Annotated in this window: 20 protein-coding genes; 10 read left to right on the forward strand and 10 right to left on the reverse strand. The window is 59.4% G+C overall.

Annotated features, from left to right (window positions below):
• The first annotated feature begins 16 nt into the window (after window positions 1-16).
• A complete protein-coding gene (locus AC2TEM_RS08675) occupies window positions 17-892 on the forward strand; it encodes a hypothetical protein (RefSeq protein WP_170424180.1) in 876 nt (291 codons plus the stop codon).
• Window positions 893-902: 10 nt separating this feature from the next.
• Here the strand turns inward: AC2TEM_RS08675 and AC2TEM_RS08680 are convergent, their stop codons facing one another.
• Window positions 903-1,169 carry a DUF2312 domain-containing protein gene (locus tag AC2TEM_RS08680; RefSeq protein WP_170397751.1) on the reverse strand — a complete coding sequence of 89 codons (267 nt, stop codon included), beginning with the start codon at window positions 1,167-1,169 and terminating at the stop codon, window positions 903-905.
• A gap of 147 nt (window positions 1,170-1,316) precedes the next feature.
• On the opposite strand from AC2TEM_RS08680, the gene AC2TEM_RS08685 reads away from it, so the two are divergent.
• Complete coding sequence (locus tag AC2TEM_RS08685) at window positions 1,317-1,535, forward strand: hypothetical protein (RefSeq protein ID WP_170397154.1); 219 nt, start codon at window positions 1,317-1,319, stop codon at window positions 1,533-1,535.
• Between the two features lie 9 nt (window positions 1,536-1,544).
• On the opposite strand, the gene AC2TEM_RS08690 is transcribed toward AC2TEM_RS08685, so the two are convergent.
• Complete coding sequence (locus tag AC2TEM_RS08690; RefSeq protein WP_170397156.1) at window positions 1,545-1,760, reverse strand: hypothetical protein; 216 nt, start codon at window positions 1,758-1,760, stop codon at window positions 1,545-1,547.
• 242 nt (window positions 1,761-2,002) lie between these two features.
• Here AC2TEM_RS08690 and AC2TEM_RS08695 point away from each other — a divergent pair, with 242 nt between their 5' ends.
• The 4 genes from AC2TEM_RS08695 to AC2TEM_RS08710 are packed head-to-tail and all read left to right on the forward strand — an operon-like array spanning window position 2,003 to window position 4,183.
• The gene (locus AC2TEM_RS08695) at window positions 2,003-2,866 is read left to right on the forward strand and encodes an MBL fold metallo-hydrolase (RefSeq protein ID WP_170397158.1); all 864 of its coding nucleotides are present in this window, start codon (window positions 2,003-2,005) and stop codon (window positions 2,864-2,866) included.
• A gap of 19 nt (window positions 2,867-2,885) precedes the next feature.
• Window positions 2,886-3,314 carry a YeeE/YedE family protein gene (locus tag AC2TEM_RS08700; RefSeq protein ID WP_170424182.1) on the forward strand — a complete coding sequence of 143 codons (429 nt, stop codon included), beginning with the start codon at window positions 2,886-2,888 and terminating at the stop codon, window positions 3,312-3,314.
• Window positions 3,314-3,745, forward strand: a complete 432-nt coding sequence (locus AC2TEM_RS08705; RefSeq protein WP_170424184.1) for a DUF6691 family protein — start codon at window positions 3,314-3,316, stop codon at window positions 3,743-3,745. Before AC2TEM_RS08700 ends, AC2TEM_RS08705 begins: the two co-directional genes overlap by 1 nt.
• Window positions 3,746-3,754: 9 nt before the next feature.
• A complete protein-coding gene (locus tag AC2TEM_RS08710; RefSeq protein WP_170397163.1) occupies window positions 3,755-4,183 on the forward strand; it encodes a protein tyrosine phosphatase family protein in 429 nt (142 codons plus the stop codon).
• A gap of 5 nt (window positions 4,184-4,188) precedes the next feature.
• Here AC2TEM_RS08710 and AC2TEM_RS08715 read toward each other — a convergent pair whose 3' ends face one another.
• The 5 genes from AC2TEM_RS08715 to AC2TEM_RS08735 all read right to left on the reverse strand — a co-directional run bounded on the left by AC2TEM_RS08715 (window position 4,189) and on the right by AC2TEM_RS08735 (window position 10,101).
• Complete coding sequence (locus tag AC2TEM_RS08715) at window positions 4,189-5,283, reverse strand: flagellar motor switch protein FliM (RefSeq protein WP_170424186.1); 1,095 nt, start codon at window positions 5,281-5,283, stop codon at window positions 4,189-4,191.
• A 77-nt stretch (window positions 5,284-5,360) separates the two neighbouring features.
• A complete protein-coding gene (locus AC2TEM_RS08720) occupies window positions 5,361-8,042 on the reverse strand; it encodes an ATP-binding protein (protein WP_170397168.1) in 2,682 nt (893 codons plus the stop codon).
• Complete coding sequence (locus AC2TEM_RS08725) at window positions 8,030-8,350, reverse strand: hypothetical protein (protein ID WP_170397170.1); 321 nt, start codon at window positions 8,348-8,350, stop codon at window positions 8,030-8,032. The genes AC2TEM_RS08720 and AC2TEM_RS08725 overlap by 13 nt, the downstream gene beginning before the upstream one ends.
• Window positions 8,347-8,727 (reverse strand): response regulator transcription factor, encoded by a 381-nt coding sequence (locus AC2TEM_RS08730; RefSeq protein ID WP_170397172.1) that lies wholly within the window; start codon window positions 8,725-8,727, stop codon window positions 8,347-8,349. Before AC2TEM_RS08730 ends, AC2TEM_RS08725 begins: the two co-directional genes overlap by 4 nt.
• Window positions 8,728-8,805: 78 nt before the next feature.
• Window positions 8,806-10,101 carry a helix-turn-helix transcriptional regulator gene (locus tag AC2TEM_RS08735; protein WP_170424188.1) on the reverse strand — a complete coding sequence of 432 codons (1,296 nt, stop codon included), beginning with the start codon at window positions 10,099-10,101 and terminating at the stop codon, window positions 8,806-8,808.
• Between the two features lie 176 nt (window positions 10,102-10,277).
• Here AC2TEM_RS08735 and AC2TEM_RS08740 point away from each other — a divergent pair, with 176 nt between their 5' ends.
• The 4 genes from AC2TEM_RS08740 (at window position 10,278) to aat (ending at window position 13,498) form a co-directional block, all read left to right on the forward strand.
• Window positions 10,278-10,814 carry a helix-turn-helix domain-containing protein gene (locus AC2TEM_RS08740; protein WP_170397176.1) on the forward strand — a complete coding sequence of 179 codons (537 nt, stop codon included), beginning with the start codon at window positions 10,278-10,280 and terminating at the stop codon, window positions 10,812-10,814.
• 149 nt (window positions 10,815-10,963) lie between these two features.
• Window positions 10,964-11,458, forward strand: a complete 495-nt coding sequence (gene accB / locus AC2TEM_RS08745; RefSeq protein WP_170397178.1) for an acetyl-CoA carboxylase biotin carboxyl carrier protein — start codon at window positions 10,964-10,966, stop codon at window positions 11,456-11,458.
• Between the two features lie 9 nt (window positions 11,459-11,467).
• The gene (accC, locus tag AC2TEM_RS08750; protein ID WP_170397180.1) at window positions 11,468-12,814 is read left to right on the forward strand and encodes an acetyl-CoA carboxylase biotin carboxylase subunit; all 1,347 of its coding nucleotides are present in this window, start codon (window positions 11,468-11,470) and stop codon (window positions 12,812-12,814) included.
• Between the two features lie 51 nt (window positions 12,815-12,865).
• Window positions 12,866-13,498 (forward strand): leucyl/phenylalanyl-tRNA--protein transferase, encoded by a 633-nt coding sequence (gene aat / locus AC2TEM_RS08755; protein ID WP_170424190.1) that lies wholly within the window; start codon window positions 12,866-12,868, stop codon window positions 13,496-13,498.
• Here aat and AC2TEM_RS08760 read toward each other — a convergent pair.
• Genes AC2TEM_RS08760 through AC2TEM_RS08770 form a run of 3 tightly spaced genes read right to left on the reverse strand, consistent with a single transcriptional unit; the run spans window position 13,462 to window position 14,664 of the window.
• Window positions 13,462-13,821 carry a DUF2155 domain-containing protein gene (locus AC2TEM_RS08760; protein WP_170424191.1) on the reverse strand — a complete coding sequence of 120 codons (360 nt, stop codon included), beginning with the start codon at window positions 13,819-13,821 and terminating at the stop codon, window positions 13,462-13,464. The genes aat and AC2TEM_RS08760 overlap by 37 nt on opposite strands.
• Window positions 13,818-14,270, reverse strand: coding sequence for an outer membrane lipid asymmetry maintenance protein MlaD (gene mlaD / locus AC2TEM_RS08765; RefSeq protein WP_480856139.1), 453 nt, complete (start codon window positions 14,268-14,270; stop codon window positions 13,818-13,820). Before mlaD ends, AC2TEM_RS08760 begins: the two co-directional genes overlap by 4 nt.
• A 10-nt stretch (window positions 14,271-14,280) precedes the next feature.
• Window positions 14,281-14,664 carry an NADH:ubiquinone oxidoreductase subunit NDUFA12 gene (locus tag AC2TEM_RS08770; protein WP_010443266.1) on the reverse strand — a complete coding sequence of 128 codons (384 nt, stop codon included), beginning with the start codon at window positions 14,662-14,664 and terminating at the stop codon, window positions 14,281-14,283.
• Between the last annotated feature and the right edge of the window lie 24 nt (window positions 14,665-14,688).

Consider the following 14,688-nt stretch of genomic DNA (forward strand, 5'->3'; position numbering starts at 1 on the left):
TGAGGACAATTCCGATATGCAGATGGTCATCCAAGCCGGAGCGCACTTTACCGACCATGATCACCTGCTCAATCTGCTGCAGGCGAATGCGGATCTGGTTGCGGGAAATCATACTGCCTTCTGGGGGCTTCGTCCGTTCAGAAAGATCTTTCGACCTGCGCTGAAACCCTCTGCCGACCGGCCATCACATCAGGATACACTGGCGCGATTTCATAAACTGTTCCCCAATGGGCAGCAGGTTGACCGGGCGATCTTGTCGAGCGCGCTTTACCTGGGGGAACGGCCTTCCATCATCATGGATGGGCAATTTTACGCGAATGCCGGTCAAAGGTTGGCCTATCTGGATAATCTGTTCAGCGATTCGACGGTTGAGCTATTCGTGGGGCTACGTAATCCCGGCAGCTTTATTCCCAAGGTGCTGATGCTGCTGTCGGCGCCTGAGCGCGAGCATATCATTGCCACCACCGATCTGAGTTGCCTGAGTTGGCTCGCCATGATCGAAGACATTCGCGACCTAGCGCCAGATGTCAAAATCACTTTGTGGAGCAACGAGGATTCGCCGCTGATCTGCGGCGACATCGCGCGCGCGCTAGTGGGGCTACCCGAGGACACGCCGCTGGAACAGGAATACGCGCTGCTGTCCTCACTTGTCTCAGACATGGGCAAACAGGAGATTCAGAGCTTGTTAGAGCATCAAGCGGCCCCCAATGATCCCGTGCTCAGGGGCAGGCTGGCGCAGGTGTTTCAGCAGCATGCGCTGACGGATGAAATCGAAGAAGAGGTGGAGCTGCCTGGCTGGAACGAAGATATCGTTACCGCCTTTACCGAGCTTTATGAGCAGGATCTGGCACGGCTGCAGACCATGCCAGATATACGTTTTCTGAACCCGTAACCGGCTGGCGCTACATGCCCAGCGCTTCCTTGTACATTTCCAGCACCGCCTCTTCCTCGGCGATGTCGTCCTTGTCGCGCTTGCGAAGAGCGACGACCTTGCGCATGACCTTGGTGTCGTAGCCGCGGGCCTTGGCCTCGGCCATGACCTCTTTCTGCTGGTCAGCGATATCTTTCTTTTCGGCCTCAAGACGCTCGAACCGTTCGACGAACTGGCGCAGCTCGCCTGCGGTCACTCGGTAGTTGGCTGCGGCCTGATCTTCGGTGATGTCTTCCATCTGCGTCTCTCCCAAGGGCTGAAAATAAGGTGCCGGATACATCGGCACCGACCCGACCGCAAGCGTGCATTCTGCACGGCGGGCTTGTCTGACCTGCGCCGATCCGATAAGCGCGGTCACGGATTCAAAGGGTGAGCGTAAACAACCATGTTCGACATTATCGTCTGGGGCGGGGCCGCCCTGTCTGTGGCCGGGCTGGTCGGTCTGGTCTGGTGCATCCTGCAAGTGATGAAAGCGCGCAAAGCCAACCTGACGGATGACGAGTTGCGCGCTGCGGTTCAGGGGGTTCTGCCTTGGAATCTGGCGTCGCTTTTCCTGTCGGTACTTGGGCTGATGATGGTTATCCTGGGCATTTCGCTGGGATAACCAGATCGATCAGATCGGCATATTGTCGAACCGCGCTTCAAGCACGTCTTCGCATAGCGCAGCATCCAGCCGACGCAAGCGCGATGGGATATGAACCCCCTGCGCGCGCATTTTATCCAGAACCATGCTGACATGTGGCTGAAGCTCTAGCCGGGTCTCAAGACACGCACCATTCAGCTTTTGTTCAAGCCGTTCCGCTTCGGTAAAAAGATCCTGAGCAGTCATTTCCTTCCTCCCATATGGTGCCAATGTGCCTGATATAGGTAACGAGTTTAAGACGAGCACGAGACCGGAACAAAACATCGCGAATTCTTGCCTAGTCAGGCAAAAAACCGTCAATATGTCCATGGTCGCCTAAAGCATACGCTCAAATTGCGGAGATTGCTTTGACAGACATCAACTCGTGATTAGGGGCTTTAAACATATTCCACTATTGTTATATGTATGCAAGCTGAACGGAGGAACCCATGACGCCCAGTGTGAAAGCTTTTTTCGACCCGCAGACCTTCACCGTCTCATACGTTGTGCAGGAACCTCAGGGGCAGGCCTGCGCCATCATCGACAGTGTACTGGATTTCGATCACGCCTCGGGGCGGACCGACACCAGCTCGGCCGACCAGATTGTCGACTATGTGACGGCACAGGGACTGAAGGTGGAATGGATTCTGGAAAGCCATGTCCATGCCGACCACCTGTCAGCAGCCCCTTACCTACAGGAAAAGCTGGGTGGTCAGATCGGGATTGGCGAGAATATCGTGGTCGTTCAGGACACGTTCGGCAAGGTCTTCAACGAAGGCACTGAGTTTCAGCGTGATGGCAGCCAGTTCGATGCACTGTTTGCCGAAGGGTCCAGCTTTCACATCGGCCAGATGCGCGGGGACGTTTTGCACACGCCAGGCCATACGCCAGCCTGCATGACCTATGTGATCGGCGATGCGGCCTTTGTGGGCGATACGCTGTTCATGCCAGATTTCGGAACTGCCCGATGCGATTTTCCCGGCGGGTCATCGGCGGACCTGTATGCCTCGATCCAGAAAATCCTGTCTCTGCCTGACGAGACGCGGATTTTTGTAGGCCATGATTACAAAGCGCCTGGTCGCGATGAATACGCGTGGGAGACCACGGTTGGCGAACAGAAGGCGCTGAACGTTCATATCGGTCAGGGCCGCAGCGTCGAAGAATTTGTCGAGATGCGCGATGCGCGGGATGCGACCCTGGCGATGCCGCGCCTTATTTTGCCCTCGCTGCAGGTCAATATGCGGGCCGGTCAGATGCCACCAGCGGATGAGCAGGGCGACGTTTTCATGAAAATCCCAGTCAATAAGCTTTGATACGAGGGCAGACGAGACAATGAATATCGAATGGATTTCGGGTCTGGCTGGTGGTCTGCTGATCGGGCTGGGTGCCAGCGTTTATCTGCTGTGTAATGGGCGGATCATGGGGGCGAGCGGCATATTGGGCGGACTGCTGGAACGCAGCGACCGGAGCGTATTAACGGAACGCCTGGCTTTCGTCGCTGGCTTGATCGGGATGCCCTTATTGCTGCGCCCATTGATGGCGCCGCAGGCCGAGACCCATTTGACCCCGGATCTGGCGATCGTGATCCTTGCTGGGCTGCTGGTGGGGGCTGGAACACGGATCGCCAATGGCTGCACGTCGGGTCACGGCGTTTGTGGGATTTCTCGCTTCTCGTTGCGCGGGATCGTCGCAACGGTGTTCTACATCCTTGCAGGTGGCCTGACGGTTGCGCTGTTTCGCCATGCTTTGGGGGTGATCTAATGCGCGCAGTGTTTGCTTTTCTCGCCGGATCGCTGTTCGGCATCGGGCTTTTGATCTCAGGCATGACCGACACCACCAAGGTGCAGGGGTGGCTGGATGTGTTCGGCAATTGGGACCCGACGCTCGCCTTTGTCATGGGCGGGGCGATCCTACCGATGCTGGTGGCGTGGCGATTGACACGAAACAGGGTCCCTGTTGTGGGCGGACAGTTCCCCGCCCCGCCCCGTGTTGAACTGGATCGCCGTCTGATCGTCGGGTCAGTCCTGTTCGGCGTCGGTTGGGGATTGGCGGGTTTGTGCCCGGGCCCGGCGATGGCCTCGCTTGGATATGGGGGCGTTGGCGGGATTGTGTTCCTGATTGCGATGATCGCGGGCATGTTTGCGGCACCAAAGCTGGGTGCGCAACTGGACAGGATCGCCGACGCAGCCTAAGCAATTGCCATGGAGATTCGACCGATAACCCCCCGCTACGCCGTCTCACCTCAGATCTCGGTGGAGGACGTGCCAGCCATTGCCGAGGCCGGTTTCGTCAAGGTGATCTGCAACCGTCCCAATACCGAAGTTCCGCCGGATCAGCAGTCAGACGCCATCGGTCAAGCCGTTCGCGAGGCCGGGATGGAATATGAGGTTCTGGAGTTGACACACCAGACGATGACACCGGAAAACGTGGCGCTGCAACGCGATCTGGCCGAAAGCTGCAGCGGGCCGGTTCTGGCCTATTGCGCCTCTGGCACACGATGTTCGGTGGTCTGGGCGCTGGGACAGTGCGATCGGCTAAGCACGGATGAAATCCTCGATGCGACCGGAAAAGCAGGCTATGCGCTCGACGGGTTGCGCCCGGCATTGGAACAGCTGCGAGGGCGCGGATAAGCCTCCTAGTCGCGGCCATTGCCTTCGGGCGCTGGCAGACCGGCGAGGTGCGAGATTTCCGTGACACGCTGTTCGGAACTGGCAGGCAACAAGTCGTCGGGTTCCAGGAGGGAATCCTCGGTCGTCAGATCATGCGCCACAATATCGTCATCAAGCGGGGACGACATCTCGTCATCCGGGGCCGAGGGCGTCAAGCTTGATTTGCTGGCCAGAAATCCGGCGCAGTCCTTGGCGGGCAACGCAGTAGGAGGGCCTTGTTCGTTGATCCGTACCGCACGCATTCCGCCGCACTGACCCAGACGTCCGATGGCGGTTCGGGCACGATCGATTGACAGAACTTCAACCCGATCCACCCGCGCGCCCTGCAGCGGCAGAACATCCCCGACGGACAATTCCGAAAGCGCTGTCAACGGCAAAGACAGGCGACAGATCACGGTGTTCAGCTCAGCCCGAATTACCCCGGATACCTGATCCAGATTCACCCCCGATTGGGTGATATCCGCAACCTGTTCCTGATCCGAGAGCGGGCGCTCGGGCAGCAGGATACTGACCTCGCCCTGACGCGGACCACCGGCAAGTTCGACCGTCAGATCAAACATGCGATAGACCTCATCCACCAGCGCCAGGTTCAGTGCGCGCCGACCTTCGGCGCGTGAGGTGAACTCATACCCGGACAGGCTGGCCATGTCTGCCGGGGACTCAACCAGTTTCAGCGCCCGGCTCAGCATATCCTCGATCAGAGGGGCGACCATGGCAGCGTCGGTGTCGGTAAACGCACGCTCGGGTGGCGGGTCAGAGGTGACCATGGCAATCGTTTGCTGCTGGACGATAGCAGAGACGCAACCCGGGTCCAGACAGGCCGCAGCCAGGCCGCCCTGATCCGAGGTAAACAGCAGCATCAACCACCCCTCATTCAGCCGGTCGGCGACATCTTCCTGCGCACGTACGGCCTGCTTTGCCCCGATGACCGACAGCGCCAGCCCCATGCTTTCGCCGGAGGCGCGTGCCAACCCCAGCCGCAAGGCGCGCAGGACCGAGCGGGGCGTGTCGGCACCGCATTGCCCCGCTGAAAGCTTTCGTGCCAGTGCTGATGTGGTCATGGCCCCGTTCCGCCGTTTGTCGATGCGATGACAATTTGTCTAACCCGGCGGAGGTTACGAATGTCTTTATGACGCCCTCATTGCGCGGCCTGACGAAAAGCCAGCGGAAGGCTGACGCGGAAGGCCGCCCCTCCCTGCCCCGGCAGATAGGCAACTTCGCCGCCTAGGCGCTGCATAATCTCTCGGCAGATCGCCAGCCCCAACCCTGCCCCGCCTGCCTTGTCCGAGCCGACGCGGGCAAATTTCTCGAATACCATCGATTGCGCCTCGGCCGGGATACCACCACCGTTGTCGATGAAATCGATTACCACTTGCCCGCCGACATCATGGGCCGAGATGGTCAGCACCGGTTCAATGGCGTCGCAATATTTCTGGGCGTTGGAAATCAGGTTGATGAACACCTGCCCCAGCCGGTCGAGATCCGTGTGCAGCGGGATACGTTCACTTGCGCGCACCCGCCGTACGCCAATCTTACGATCACTGCCCGCCAGCGCGCTTGAAACGGCGCGGTCCAGAACTTCGCTTAGGGTGGCTTCGCCCATGTTCAGGCTAACCTGGCCGCTTTCCAGCACGCTAAGGTCGAGCAGATCATCCAGTAGCCGGGTCAGACGCAGCGATTCATCATGTATGATCGCAGCATAGCGGATTTGTTCCTCGGCGCTGAGGCCATCGGTGTCGCGCATAATTTCGGAAAACGCCCGAATCGAGGTCATGGGCGTGCGCAATTCGTGGCTGACCTGGCTAAGAAACGCGTCTTTCTGTTTCGAGACTTGCGTAAGCTTGGCATTCGCCTCGCGCAATTGACGCGCTGTACGGCTGAGCTCAGTCGATTTCGCCTCAAGCTGGCTGGAATATTCCAACATCTGCGCGGACTCGTCGGCAACGGCCAACAGGTCTTCGACAGATACAGACGCCCCGCCAACGATCTGACCGATCATGGCATGGGCGGTTGCGGCCCCGACCGAGCCGCTGAGTTCACGTTCCAGCCGTTCCAGAAACTGCGGCGTGGGCTCGGGCAGTCGTCCGGGGCGACCATTCTGGCGCTCGGCTTCGGCTTGAAAGAACTCTTGCGCGGGAATAGTGCCCAGAATCCGCTGGGTCATGATCATCAGGTCTTCGCTTTGCGCAACCGAACCGGTCCAGCCACGGGCTGAAACTGAATGGTCAAATACATTTACGAATTGCGCACCCTGAAGGCGTTCCAGCGGGCTGGGGAAGCTGAGCATCGAGGCGACACAGAAGGCGATTGTATTCAGCGACAGCGACCACATGACCGTATGCACCATCGGGTCGATCCCTTCGATCCCGAACAACGCCTGCGGGCGCAGCCAGCCCCAGCCGAAGGGTCCGTTTTCAATCACCGATGCCGGGACAATGCCGCCACCCATGCCAGGCAGCAGCAGGGTGTAAATCCAGAGAAAGAACCCGACGCTGAGCCCGACCAACGCGCCAGTTCGGGTCGCTCCGCGCCAGAACAGGCCGCCCACCAGTGCGGGCAGAATCTGGGAAATCCCGGCAAAGGCCACCAGCCCGATCGAGGTCAGGGCAGCCCCGCCCCCCGAAAGCTGGAAGTAGAAATAGCCCAACGCCATGATCGCCGCGATCGAGACGCGCCGCGCCATCAGCACGACTGTTCGCACATCACCAGAGACCGACGCGGTGCCTTCCTGCGTATTCAGCCAGATCGGCATGACCACATGGTTCGAGACCATGGTTGACAGCGCCATCGCGGTAACGATCACCATTGATGTGGCCGAGGAAAACCCGCCGATGAACGACAGCATCGCCAACCAGTCATTGCCCTGCGACAGCGGCACGGTCAGCACAAACAGGTCGGGGTTCGAGCCTTCGGGCATTAGGTCCAACCCAACGACGGCGATGGGCACGACAAACAAGCTCATCAGCAGCAGGTAGAGCGGAAAGGCCCAGGCGGCGGTGCGCAGGTGGCTTTCATCGTCATTCTCGACCACCATGACCTGAAACATCCGCGGCAAGCAGACAAAGGCCGCCGCCGAAAGGAAAATGAAAGTGGTCCAGCGCCCGGCATCCACATGCCATTGGCCAATTTCCGAGGCATCGATCTGATCCATCATCGGCCCCAAGCCGCCAGCGACGCCCCAGACAACAAAGATGCCAACGGCCAGAAGGGCGAAGAGTTTCACCACAGATTCCAACGCAATAGCGGTAACAACGCCGTGGTGGCGCTCATTGGCATCCAGATTGCGCGTCCCGAAGAGGATCGCGAAGACGGCCAAGCCCGCCGCGACCCAGAACACGCTAGAGCCTTCGCGATAGAGACCTGAGGGATCGGCCTCGGCAAAGATCGAAAAGGACAGCGTGATCGACTGCAATTGCAGCGCGATATAAGGTGTGCCGCCCAGAACGGCTAGAATGGTCACGCACACCGCCAGTGTGTTGGACTTGCCGTATCGTGACGAGATCAGGTCAGCGATCGACGTCACGCGCTGGCTGCGTCCGATGCGCACGAGTTTGCGCAGGCCCCACCACCAGCTGATCATCACCAGTGTAGGACCCAGATAGATGGTTACGAATTCAAGCCCAGAACGCGCGGCGTTGCCAACCGCGCCATAAAACGTCCATGCAGTGCAGTAGATCGACAGTGACAGGGTGTAGATCAGCGGGGAACGCAACCATTTCCCGCCGCCACGCGCAGCCAGCCGGTCCGCTGCGAAGGCGACACCGAACAGAAGAACCACATAGCCCAGACAGACCAGAATCAGGACATTCAGGGTTGCCATGTCTCGGCCTCGGGCTCGGCAGTCTCGCGCGCGGTCATGCGTTTGGCGACGAAGCCGAAGATCACGCTGATCAGGATCAGAACACCCCAGCACGCAAAGATGTAGAACATGGCCGTCGACAGCGACAGAGCCTCGGCGCCTGCGCTGTCATCCGGCCATAGAAGCGGCAGCGCGAGCATTGCGGCACCCAGAAAAGGCAGCAGCCGCGCTGCATCCGCCAGCCTGCGCCGACGATAGCTTTGCCGTTCCAGAAACAGGGACGGACGAACTGGCGAGGGCCGATCTTTGCCGTCGCCCGCGGAGCTCATAACTGAGACGCCTGCGCATGCAGGTCGCGCACCGCTGTCAGGACTTCGGTGTTCGAAAACGGCTTGGTCATGAATCGGCTGACCCCTGCCTGCTCGGCCATTTCACGATCGCGGGATTGCCCGCGCGCGGTCAGCATCAAAACCGGCAACGCCTTCATATCATCATGTTCGCGCAGATCACGCAGCACATCCATCCCGCTTTTTCCCGGCAACATCACATCCAGAATCACTAGATTGGGCCGCGCGGACAGAATCACCTGCACCGCATCCGTTCCCTCGGCATGGGTTTCAACCTGCCACCCCTCGCGTGTCAGCAGAAACCGGATCGCCTCGGTGATGTTGGGCTCATCCTCGATCAACAGAACCTTGCGGCTCATATTTGCATATCCTCCCCATGACGGATTGCACGTCCGGCCACCCGTCCAGCCCAGATTAAGCGCTGTGTCACGAAACTGTCAAAACCCTTCGCTCAGGATCGATGGCTCGCGCCGCGCGCTGCATTCGCGTTTCGGGCATATCCGACAACTGGCTCCGGCTTGCGCCGCGTTTTCCGCAGGCTGCACCGTGTCTTCGACCGGCAGCACCAGCATGACCGAACGATAGACCGGCTCAGCCCCGAATTCCTTAGCTGGCTGAGGGGTTGCGATTGCAAAACACTCAAACTCGGCAGCGGTTCGACCAAGCTGAACGACCCGTTTCCGGATCGGGACCAAGGGCCGATTCAAGGCGGTGAACAAGGGCCAGAGCGGACAGGCCTCGCCATGGCGCGGCAGGGCAAACCCCGGCGCGGGTTTAAAAAACAGAACGCTGCCGGAGGCGTCGCAAATCACCAAGCCAGCCGGACGCGCCAGCGTGCCTTCAGGCAGAAAGGCCAACCGTCGCAGCACCGTAGCAAGGTCCACTGAAAACACCGTCGCCAACGCCAGAGGATCGGGGTTTGCTGCATCCAGCGCGGCACACACCTGATCCAGCGGCATAGCGCGCGCGTCGGCGGCATAAAGGTCCAGCAACCCCGAAGCCACAGTGTTGGCCGCAGCGGAATCGAGCCCATCCAGCGGCACTTCGGTCAATTGCCCACCGTCTTCGAGTTCCGGGAAATGATATCCTTGCTCGGCAAAAAACGCCTCGACCGCGTCCAGTGGGATACCGCGCAGATCGCGCTGCCCGTCACTGTCGTCCAGATAGGTCACCAGCGCTTTGGAGCTTTCGGCCAGTCGTTCGGCATCCTGATGCAAGTTGCGATGGAAACGGTCGCGCCATTCCGGTTCGATCTCTCCCGGTTCAGCCAAGATTGCAGCTGTTGAGCGGATGGCGGCGGCGGTCGACAGCACCTCGTGCATTGAGGCCGCCAGATGCGGGTCATGGGTCAGTCGGTCGGAAAGAACTTCGACAGTGCGCTCCAGCGACACTACGCGGCGATGCATCTGCGCCAGAACACCCGACCAACCGGGAAAGCGGCCGGCGAATTCTTCTAGCCCGTCCACCTCGGCCTTTTGACCGACTGCATCCGCCGCAGCTTCGCGCAGAGCGGCGATGAGCGTCTCTTCGATCCCTTGTGTCAGCAGCGACGGCTCGACGGACAAAGCCGCCGCGATATCGACAAGCAGTTTGCCCCCAATGCGGCGGCGGTTGTGCTCGATCAGGTTCAGATACGATGGCGAAATCCCCACCTGCCGCGCCAGTTCCGCCTGTCGCAGCCCAGAGATTTGCCGTCTTTCGCGTATCCGGCTGCCGGTCAGCGTGTCGCGCATGGCGTTTATGTCCTTGGCTACTGCGGCTGCATTTTCAGATTAACTAAGTAATTATTATCTGTTGCCGACTCATTTTCAAAGAAGATTTACAACTTTGACAACGGCCAGAGAAAGAAACCCACCCTTTCCTGCCGCCCACCCTTCTCTTTCGACGCAATACCCGTCACCATAAGAACATGAGCGATCCCGCCTTTGAATACGCCCCCATCGGCCTTGTTGAGCTTGAGAACCGGATCATCCGACGGTGCAATCTGCAATTTGCGCGGACCTTTGGCGGGGATGAGGTTGACTATCGCAACATGCCCCTGCTGCATCTTTATCCTTCGGTCGCCGATTGGGAACGGATCGGCGCGCGTAGTCTGCAGGTGATGCGCGATACAGGCTATTACACAGACGAACGGGTGATGCGGCGACGCGACGGTGACCTGTTCTGGTGCCGCGCGCGGGGGCGTTCGCTGACGCCAGACGATCCGTTCCGGCACGGGATATGGAGCTTTTCGGACATCTCGGAAGAGCGCCCCTTGGTGCAATTGACAACCCGCGAACGCGAAGTGGCCATCCTGTCATGCCGGGGTTTATCCGCGAAGGAAATTGGCGTTGAACTTGGGCTAAGTTACCGCACGATCGAGGCCTATCGCGCCCGACTTTTGGAAAAATACGGAGCCCGCAAGCTACCAGAACTGGTCGCAAAATTGTCTGGAACGCCGCTGTAATCGCGACAGCCCTCGTAATTCGCGCAAAAACCCCCATTTGGCAGGCTTAGACGGCGCTTTTCATGGCCGTCTGCATGGCTTATAACCCTGCGTAATCAAACCAAGCCCGCAGCAAACAGACGGGCATAGGGGAACCTTCGAGGACACTCATGACAGATACCAAACACGAAGCGGATGTCGCGTTTATCAAGGCACTGGCCGAACTGCTGCGCGAGAATGACCTGACCGAATTGCAGGTCAAGCGCGAATATGGCGAGGAAGACAGCCTGAATGTCCGTGTCAGCCGCATGTCGCAGACCGTGGCCGCTCCGGTTCAGGTTGCGGTTCCTGCGGCTGCACCGGTTGCCGCACCTGCTGCCGCCCCGGCCGCTGCCGAAGCGCCCGCTGCCGTGGATGATCCCGCCAGCCATCCAGGCGCTGTGACCTCGCCCATGGTGGGTACGGTTTACATGCAACCGGAACCGGGCGCGCCTGCGTTTATCTCGGTCGGTGCATCGGTCTCGGAAGGTGACACGCTATTGATTGTCGAAGCCATGAAGACAATGAACCACATCCACGCACCCAAGTCGGGCACCATCAAACGCATTCTGGTCGGTGACGGTGACGCTGTGGAATTCGGCACGCCTCTGGTCATCGTTGAGTAAGGCGGGCCCATGTTCGACAAAATCCTGATTGCCAACCGAGGCGAGATCGCCCTGCGTGTGATCCGTGCTGCGCGCGAGATGGGGATCAAGACGGTTGCCGTGCACTCCACCGCCGACAGCGATGCGATGCATGTGCGCATGGCGGACGAATCGGTCTGCATCGGCCCCCCGCCCAGCCCGCAAAGCTATCTGTCCGTGCCCGCGATCATCTCGGCTTGTGAAATCACCGGCGCGCAGGCGATCCATCCCGGCTATGGCTTCCTGTCCGAGAATGCCGAGTTCGTGCAGATCGTCGAAGATCACGGCATTACCTTCATCGGACCCACCGCCGAACATATTCGTGTCATGGGTGACAAGATCACCGCCAAGGACACGATGAAGGAACTGGGTGTACCTTGCGTTCCGGGTTCTGACGGCGGTGTGCCAACGCTGGCCGACGCCAAGCGCATTGGTGAAGAGTTCGGCTATCCCGTCATCATCAAGGCAACCGCCGGTGGCGGCGGTCGCGGCATGAAGGTGGCACAAAACGCCGATGAGATGGAAAGCGCCTTCATGACCGCACGCGCCGAGGGCAAGGCCGCCTTTGGCAATGACGAGGTCTATATCGAGAAATATCTGACCACCCCGCGCCATATCGAGATTCAGGTCTTCGGCGATGGCAAGGGAAAGGCAGTGCATTTGGGCGAACGCGACTGTTCGCTGCAGCGCCGCCACCAGAAGGTGTTCGAAGAAGCCCCCGGCCCCAGTATCACGCCGGAAGAACGCGCCAAGATCGGTAAGATCTGTGCCGATGCGGTCGCCAAGATCAACTATATCGGCGCAGGCACCATCGAATTCCTTTATGAAAACGGCGAGTTCTATTTCATCGAGATGAACACGCGTCTACAAGTGGAACACCCCGTGACCGAAGGCATCTTCGGCGTCGATCTGGTGCGCGAACAAATCCGCGTCGCCGCTGGTGAGGACATGTCATTCGGTCAGGACGATCTTGAGATCAATGGCCACGCCATCGAGGTTCGCATCAACGCGGAAAAACTGCCGAACTTCTCGCCCTGCCCGGGCAAGATTACGGCCTATCACGCGCCAGGTGGTCTGGGCGTGCGGATGGATTCCGCGCTCTATGACGGCTATTCGATCCCGCCGTATTACGACTCGTTGATCGCCAAACTGATCGTTCAGGGCCGTGACAGGGCTGAAGCTTTGGCCCGTCTGGAACGTGCTTTGGGCGAGTTGATCGTCGACGGTATCGACACCACCGTGCCGCTGTTCCACGCGCTGCTGCAGGAACCTGACCTGCACAGCGGCGAGTACAACATCCACTGGCTGGAGCACTGGCTTGCGGAGAATATGGCCTAATCTGACCAAAGGGCCGAAGGACAAACCCCCTTCGGCCCCGAGGCACCCGGCATGAGCCTTTCCCCTGAACTTCTGCTCCATGGCTATTCCATAGGCATTTTTCCGATGGCCGAGCATCGCGACGACCCCGAGTTGTTCTGGGTCGACCCGAAGTTTCGCGGCGTGTTCCCACTGGATGGGTTCCACATCTCCCGCAGCCTAGCGCGGCGTATCCGGACCTGTGGGTTTTCGGTAAGCATCAATCGCGATTTTGCGAGCGTCGTGGATGGCTGCGCCGACCGATCGGATACTTGGATCAATCCCGAACTGCGCCGTCTGTATCAGGAACTACACCGGACCGGCCGCGCGCATTCCCTCGAAGTCTGGGACGGCGCTTCACTGATTGGCGGCGTTTACGGTGTAGTCCTCGGAGCGGCCTTTTTTGGCGAAAGCATGTTCTCGCGTCGCACTGACGCATCGAAGATTGCACTTGCCTATCTGGTGGATCGACTGCGCCAAACCGGGTTCACGCTGTTCGATACGCAGTTTCTGACGGCGCATCTGGCCTCGTTAGGCGCGATCGAGATCCCGCGTGCGGTTTATCATAGCGAATTGAAACAAGCGCTTGACCTGAAAGCAGATTTCACCGCTGATCTGCAGCAGACCCCTCAGGGTGTGATACATCGGATCACCCAGACATCGTAGCGGGCGTGATCCAACGCGTTCAGCGCGGGTGAGGTCGCAATCATCCAGCCATCAAACAGCTGCTGCGCCTTACCCTGCTCCCAGATGGTCAGATAGGCAAAGGCGTCACCTGTCGGGTTTTCGGCTGGATAGCGACAATCACCCAGCGCGACATCCAGACCAAAGACCGACGTGGTCTCGCCGTTCTGCATTTCGATGTCCACCGTCTGCCCGCTGACCTTGTCCAACCCGCGCAACATTGCGCCAGGGCCGGATTCGACCTTTTGCTGCGCAGCAGCTCCGGTTGCGGTGACTATCAGAGCCACCAGTGCAGGGCGGATCATTCGCTTCCGTCCCCGGCCACGAATTTGACCAGCAACGAGATCAGGCTGACCGCGCCTTGCGTATCGGTAATCTCATCACCCGCCTCAAAATAGAACGAGGAACCGCCCGGCATAACCTCAACAAAGTTGCCACCCAGCAAGCCTTCGGAAGAAATCACAACGGCGCTGTCGTCTGGAATAAGAATACCATCTGCCACGGAAAACTGAGTATCCGCGCGGTACGTGTCCGAGTTCAGCGTAACGCCCGTCACAGTCCCGATCTTGACGCCGGCAAGGCGGACATCGGTGCCGACGCCGACACCTTCCAGCGAGCGGAAAGACGCGCCCAGCTCATATCCGGCGCCGGATTGAGACAGGCCAGTGGACTGGCTGGCATAAACGCCAAACGCGATGGCGCAGGCCAGCACGACCCCGCCGACAATCACTTCGGTCTTGGTATGAGTAGACATCTGGCCTCGCTTATTCCGGGCTCCACGCCTCGTAATCGCTGCGTTCAACCGGATCGGCACGACGCAGCGAACCGGCAGGTGCATAGGCCAGCGCGGTGCCGGTCAAGTTTTCCTGATGCGGTTTTTCCCAGGACTTGTGGGCCAGTGGTTTGTCGGTTGGTGGCTCATCCCAAGTGCGGTGCAGCCAGCCATGCCAATCGGGGTCGATCCGGCTGGCCTCGGCCTCGCCATTGAAGATCACCCAACGCTTGCTGTCGTCGGCGTTGCGATAGAACACGTTGCCTTCGTCGTCTTCACCGACCTTGATCCCTTTGCGCGCAGTGTAAAACTGCGTGTTCAGAGTGGCCCCGTTCCACCAGGTCACGGCCCGCAAAAGACTGTTCAGGATTCCCATCGGCTGCCTCCGGCATTTCTGTCC

Source organism: Ruegeria sp. HKCCD3925 (genome assembly GCF_057221175.1).

Excerpts from the sequence above, each read along its gene's own strand:
- aat (WP_170424190.1), top strand. The coding sequence starts at position 12,866 with ATGAGCCTTTCCCCTGAACTTCTGCTCCATGGCTATTCCATAGGCATT.
- AC2TEM_RS08700 (WP_170424182.1), top strand. The coding sequence starts at position 2,886 with ATGAATATCGAATGGATTTCGGGTCTGGCTGGTGGTCTGCTGATCGGG.
- AC2TEM_RS08705 (WP_170424184.1), top strand. The coding sequence starts at position 3,314 with ATGCGCGCAGTGTTTGCTTTTCTCGCCGGATCGCTGTTCGGCATCGGG.
- AC2TEM_RS08720 (WP_170397168.1), bottom strand. The coding sequence starts at position 8,042 with ATGGCAACCCTGAATGTCCTGATTCTGGTCTGTCTGGGCTATGTGGTT.
- AC2TEM_RS08695 (WP_170397158.1), top strand. The coding sequence starts at position 2,003 with ATGACGCCCAGTGTGAAAGCTTTTTTCGACCCGCAGACCTTCACCGTC.
- AC2TEM_RS08690 (WP_170397156.1), bottom strand. The coding sequence starts at position 1,760 with ATGACTGCTCAGGATCTTTTTACCGAAGCGGAACGGCTTGAACAAAAG.
- AC2TEM_RS08740 (WP_170397176.1), top strand. The coding sequence starts at position 10,278 with ATGAGCGATCCCGCCTTTGAATACGCCCCCATCGGCCTTGTTGAGCTT.
- AC2TEM_RS08770 (WP_010443266.1), bottom strand. The coding sequence starts at position 14,664 with ATGGGAATCCTGAACAGTCTTTTGCGGGCCGTGACCTGGTGGAACGGG.
- accB (WP_170397178.1), top strand. The coding sequence starts at position 10,964 with ATGACAGATACCAAACACGAAGCGGATGTCGCGTTTATCAAGGCACTG.
- AC2TEM_RS08730 (WP_170397172.1), bottom strand. The coding sequence starts at position 8,727 with ATGAGCCGCAAGGTTCTGTTGATCGAGGATGAGCCCAACATCACCGAG.
- AC2TEM_RS08680 (WP_170397751.1), bottom strand. The coding sequence starts at position 1,169 with ATGGAAGACATCACCGAAGATCAGGCCGCAGCCAACTACCGAGTGACC.
- AC2TEM_RS08725 (WP_170397170.1), bottom strand. The coding sequence starts at position 8,350 with ATGAGCTCCGCGGGCGACGGCAAAGATCGGCCCTCGCCAGTTCGTCCG.
- accC (WP_170397180.1), top strand. The coding sequence starts at position 11,468 with ATGTTCGACAAAATCCTGATTGCCAACCGAGGCGAGATCGCCCTGCGT.
- AC2TEM_RS08710 (WP_170397163.1), top strand. The coding sequence starts at position 3,755 with ATGGAGATTCGACCGATAACCCCCCGCTACGCCGTCTCACCTCAGATC.
- AC2TEM_RS08760 (WP_170424191.1), bottom strand. The coding sequence starts at position 13,821 with ATGATCCGCCCTGCACTGGTGGCTCTGATAGTCACCGCAACCGGAGCT.
- AC2TEM_RS08685 (WP_170397154.1), top strand. The coding sequence starts at position 1,317 with ATGTTCGACATTATCGTCTGGGGCGGGGCCGCCCTGTCTGTGGCCGGG.
- mlaD (WP_480856139.1), bottom strand. The coding sequence starts at position 14,270 with ATGTCTACTCATACCAAGACCGAAGTGATTGTCGGCGGGGTCGTGCTG.
- AC2TEM_RS08735 (WP_170424188.1), bottom strand. The coding sequence starts at position 10,101 with ATGCGCGACACGCTGACCGGCAGCCGGATACGCGAAAGACGGCAAATC.
- AC2TEM_RS08715 (WP_170424186.1), bottom strand. The coding sequence starts at position 5,283 with ATGACCACATCAGCACTGGCACGAAAGCTTTCAGCGGGGCAATGCGGT.
- AC2TEM_RS08675 (WP_170424180.1), top strand. The coding sequence starts at position 17 with ATGCAGATGGTCATCCAAGCCGGAGCGCACTTTACCGACCATGATCAC.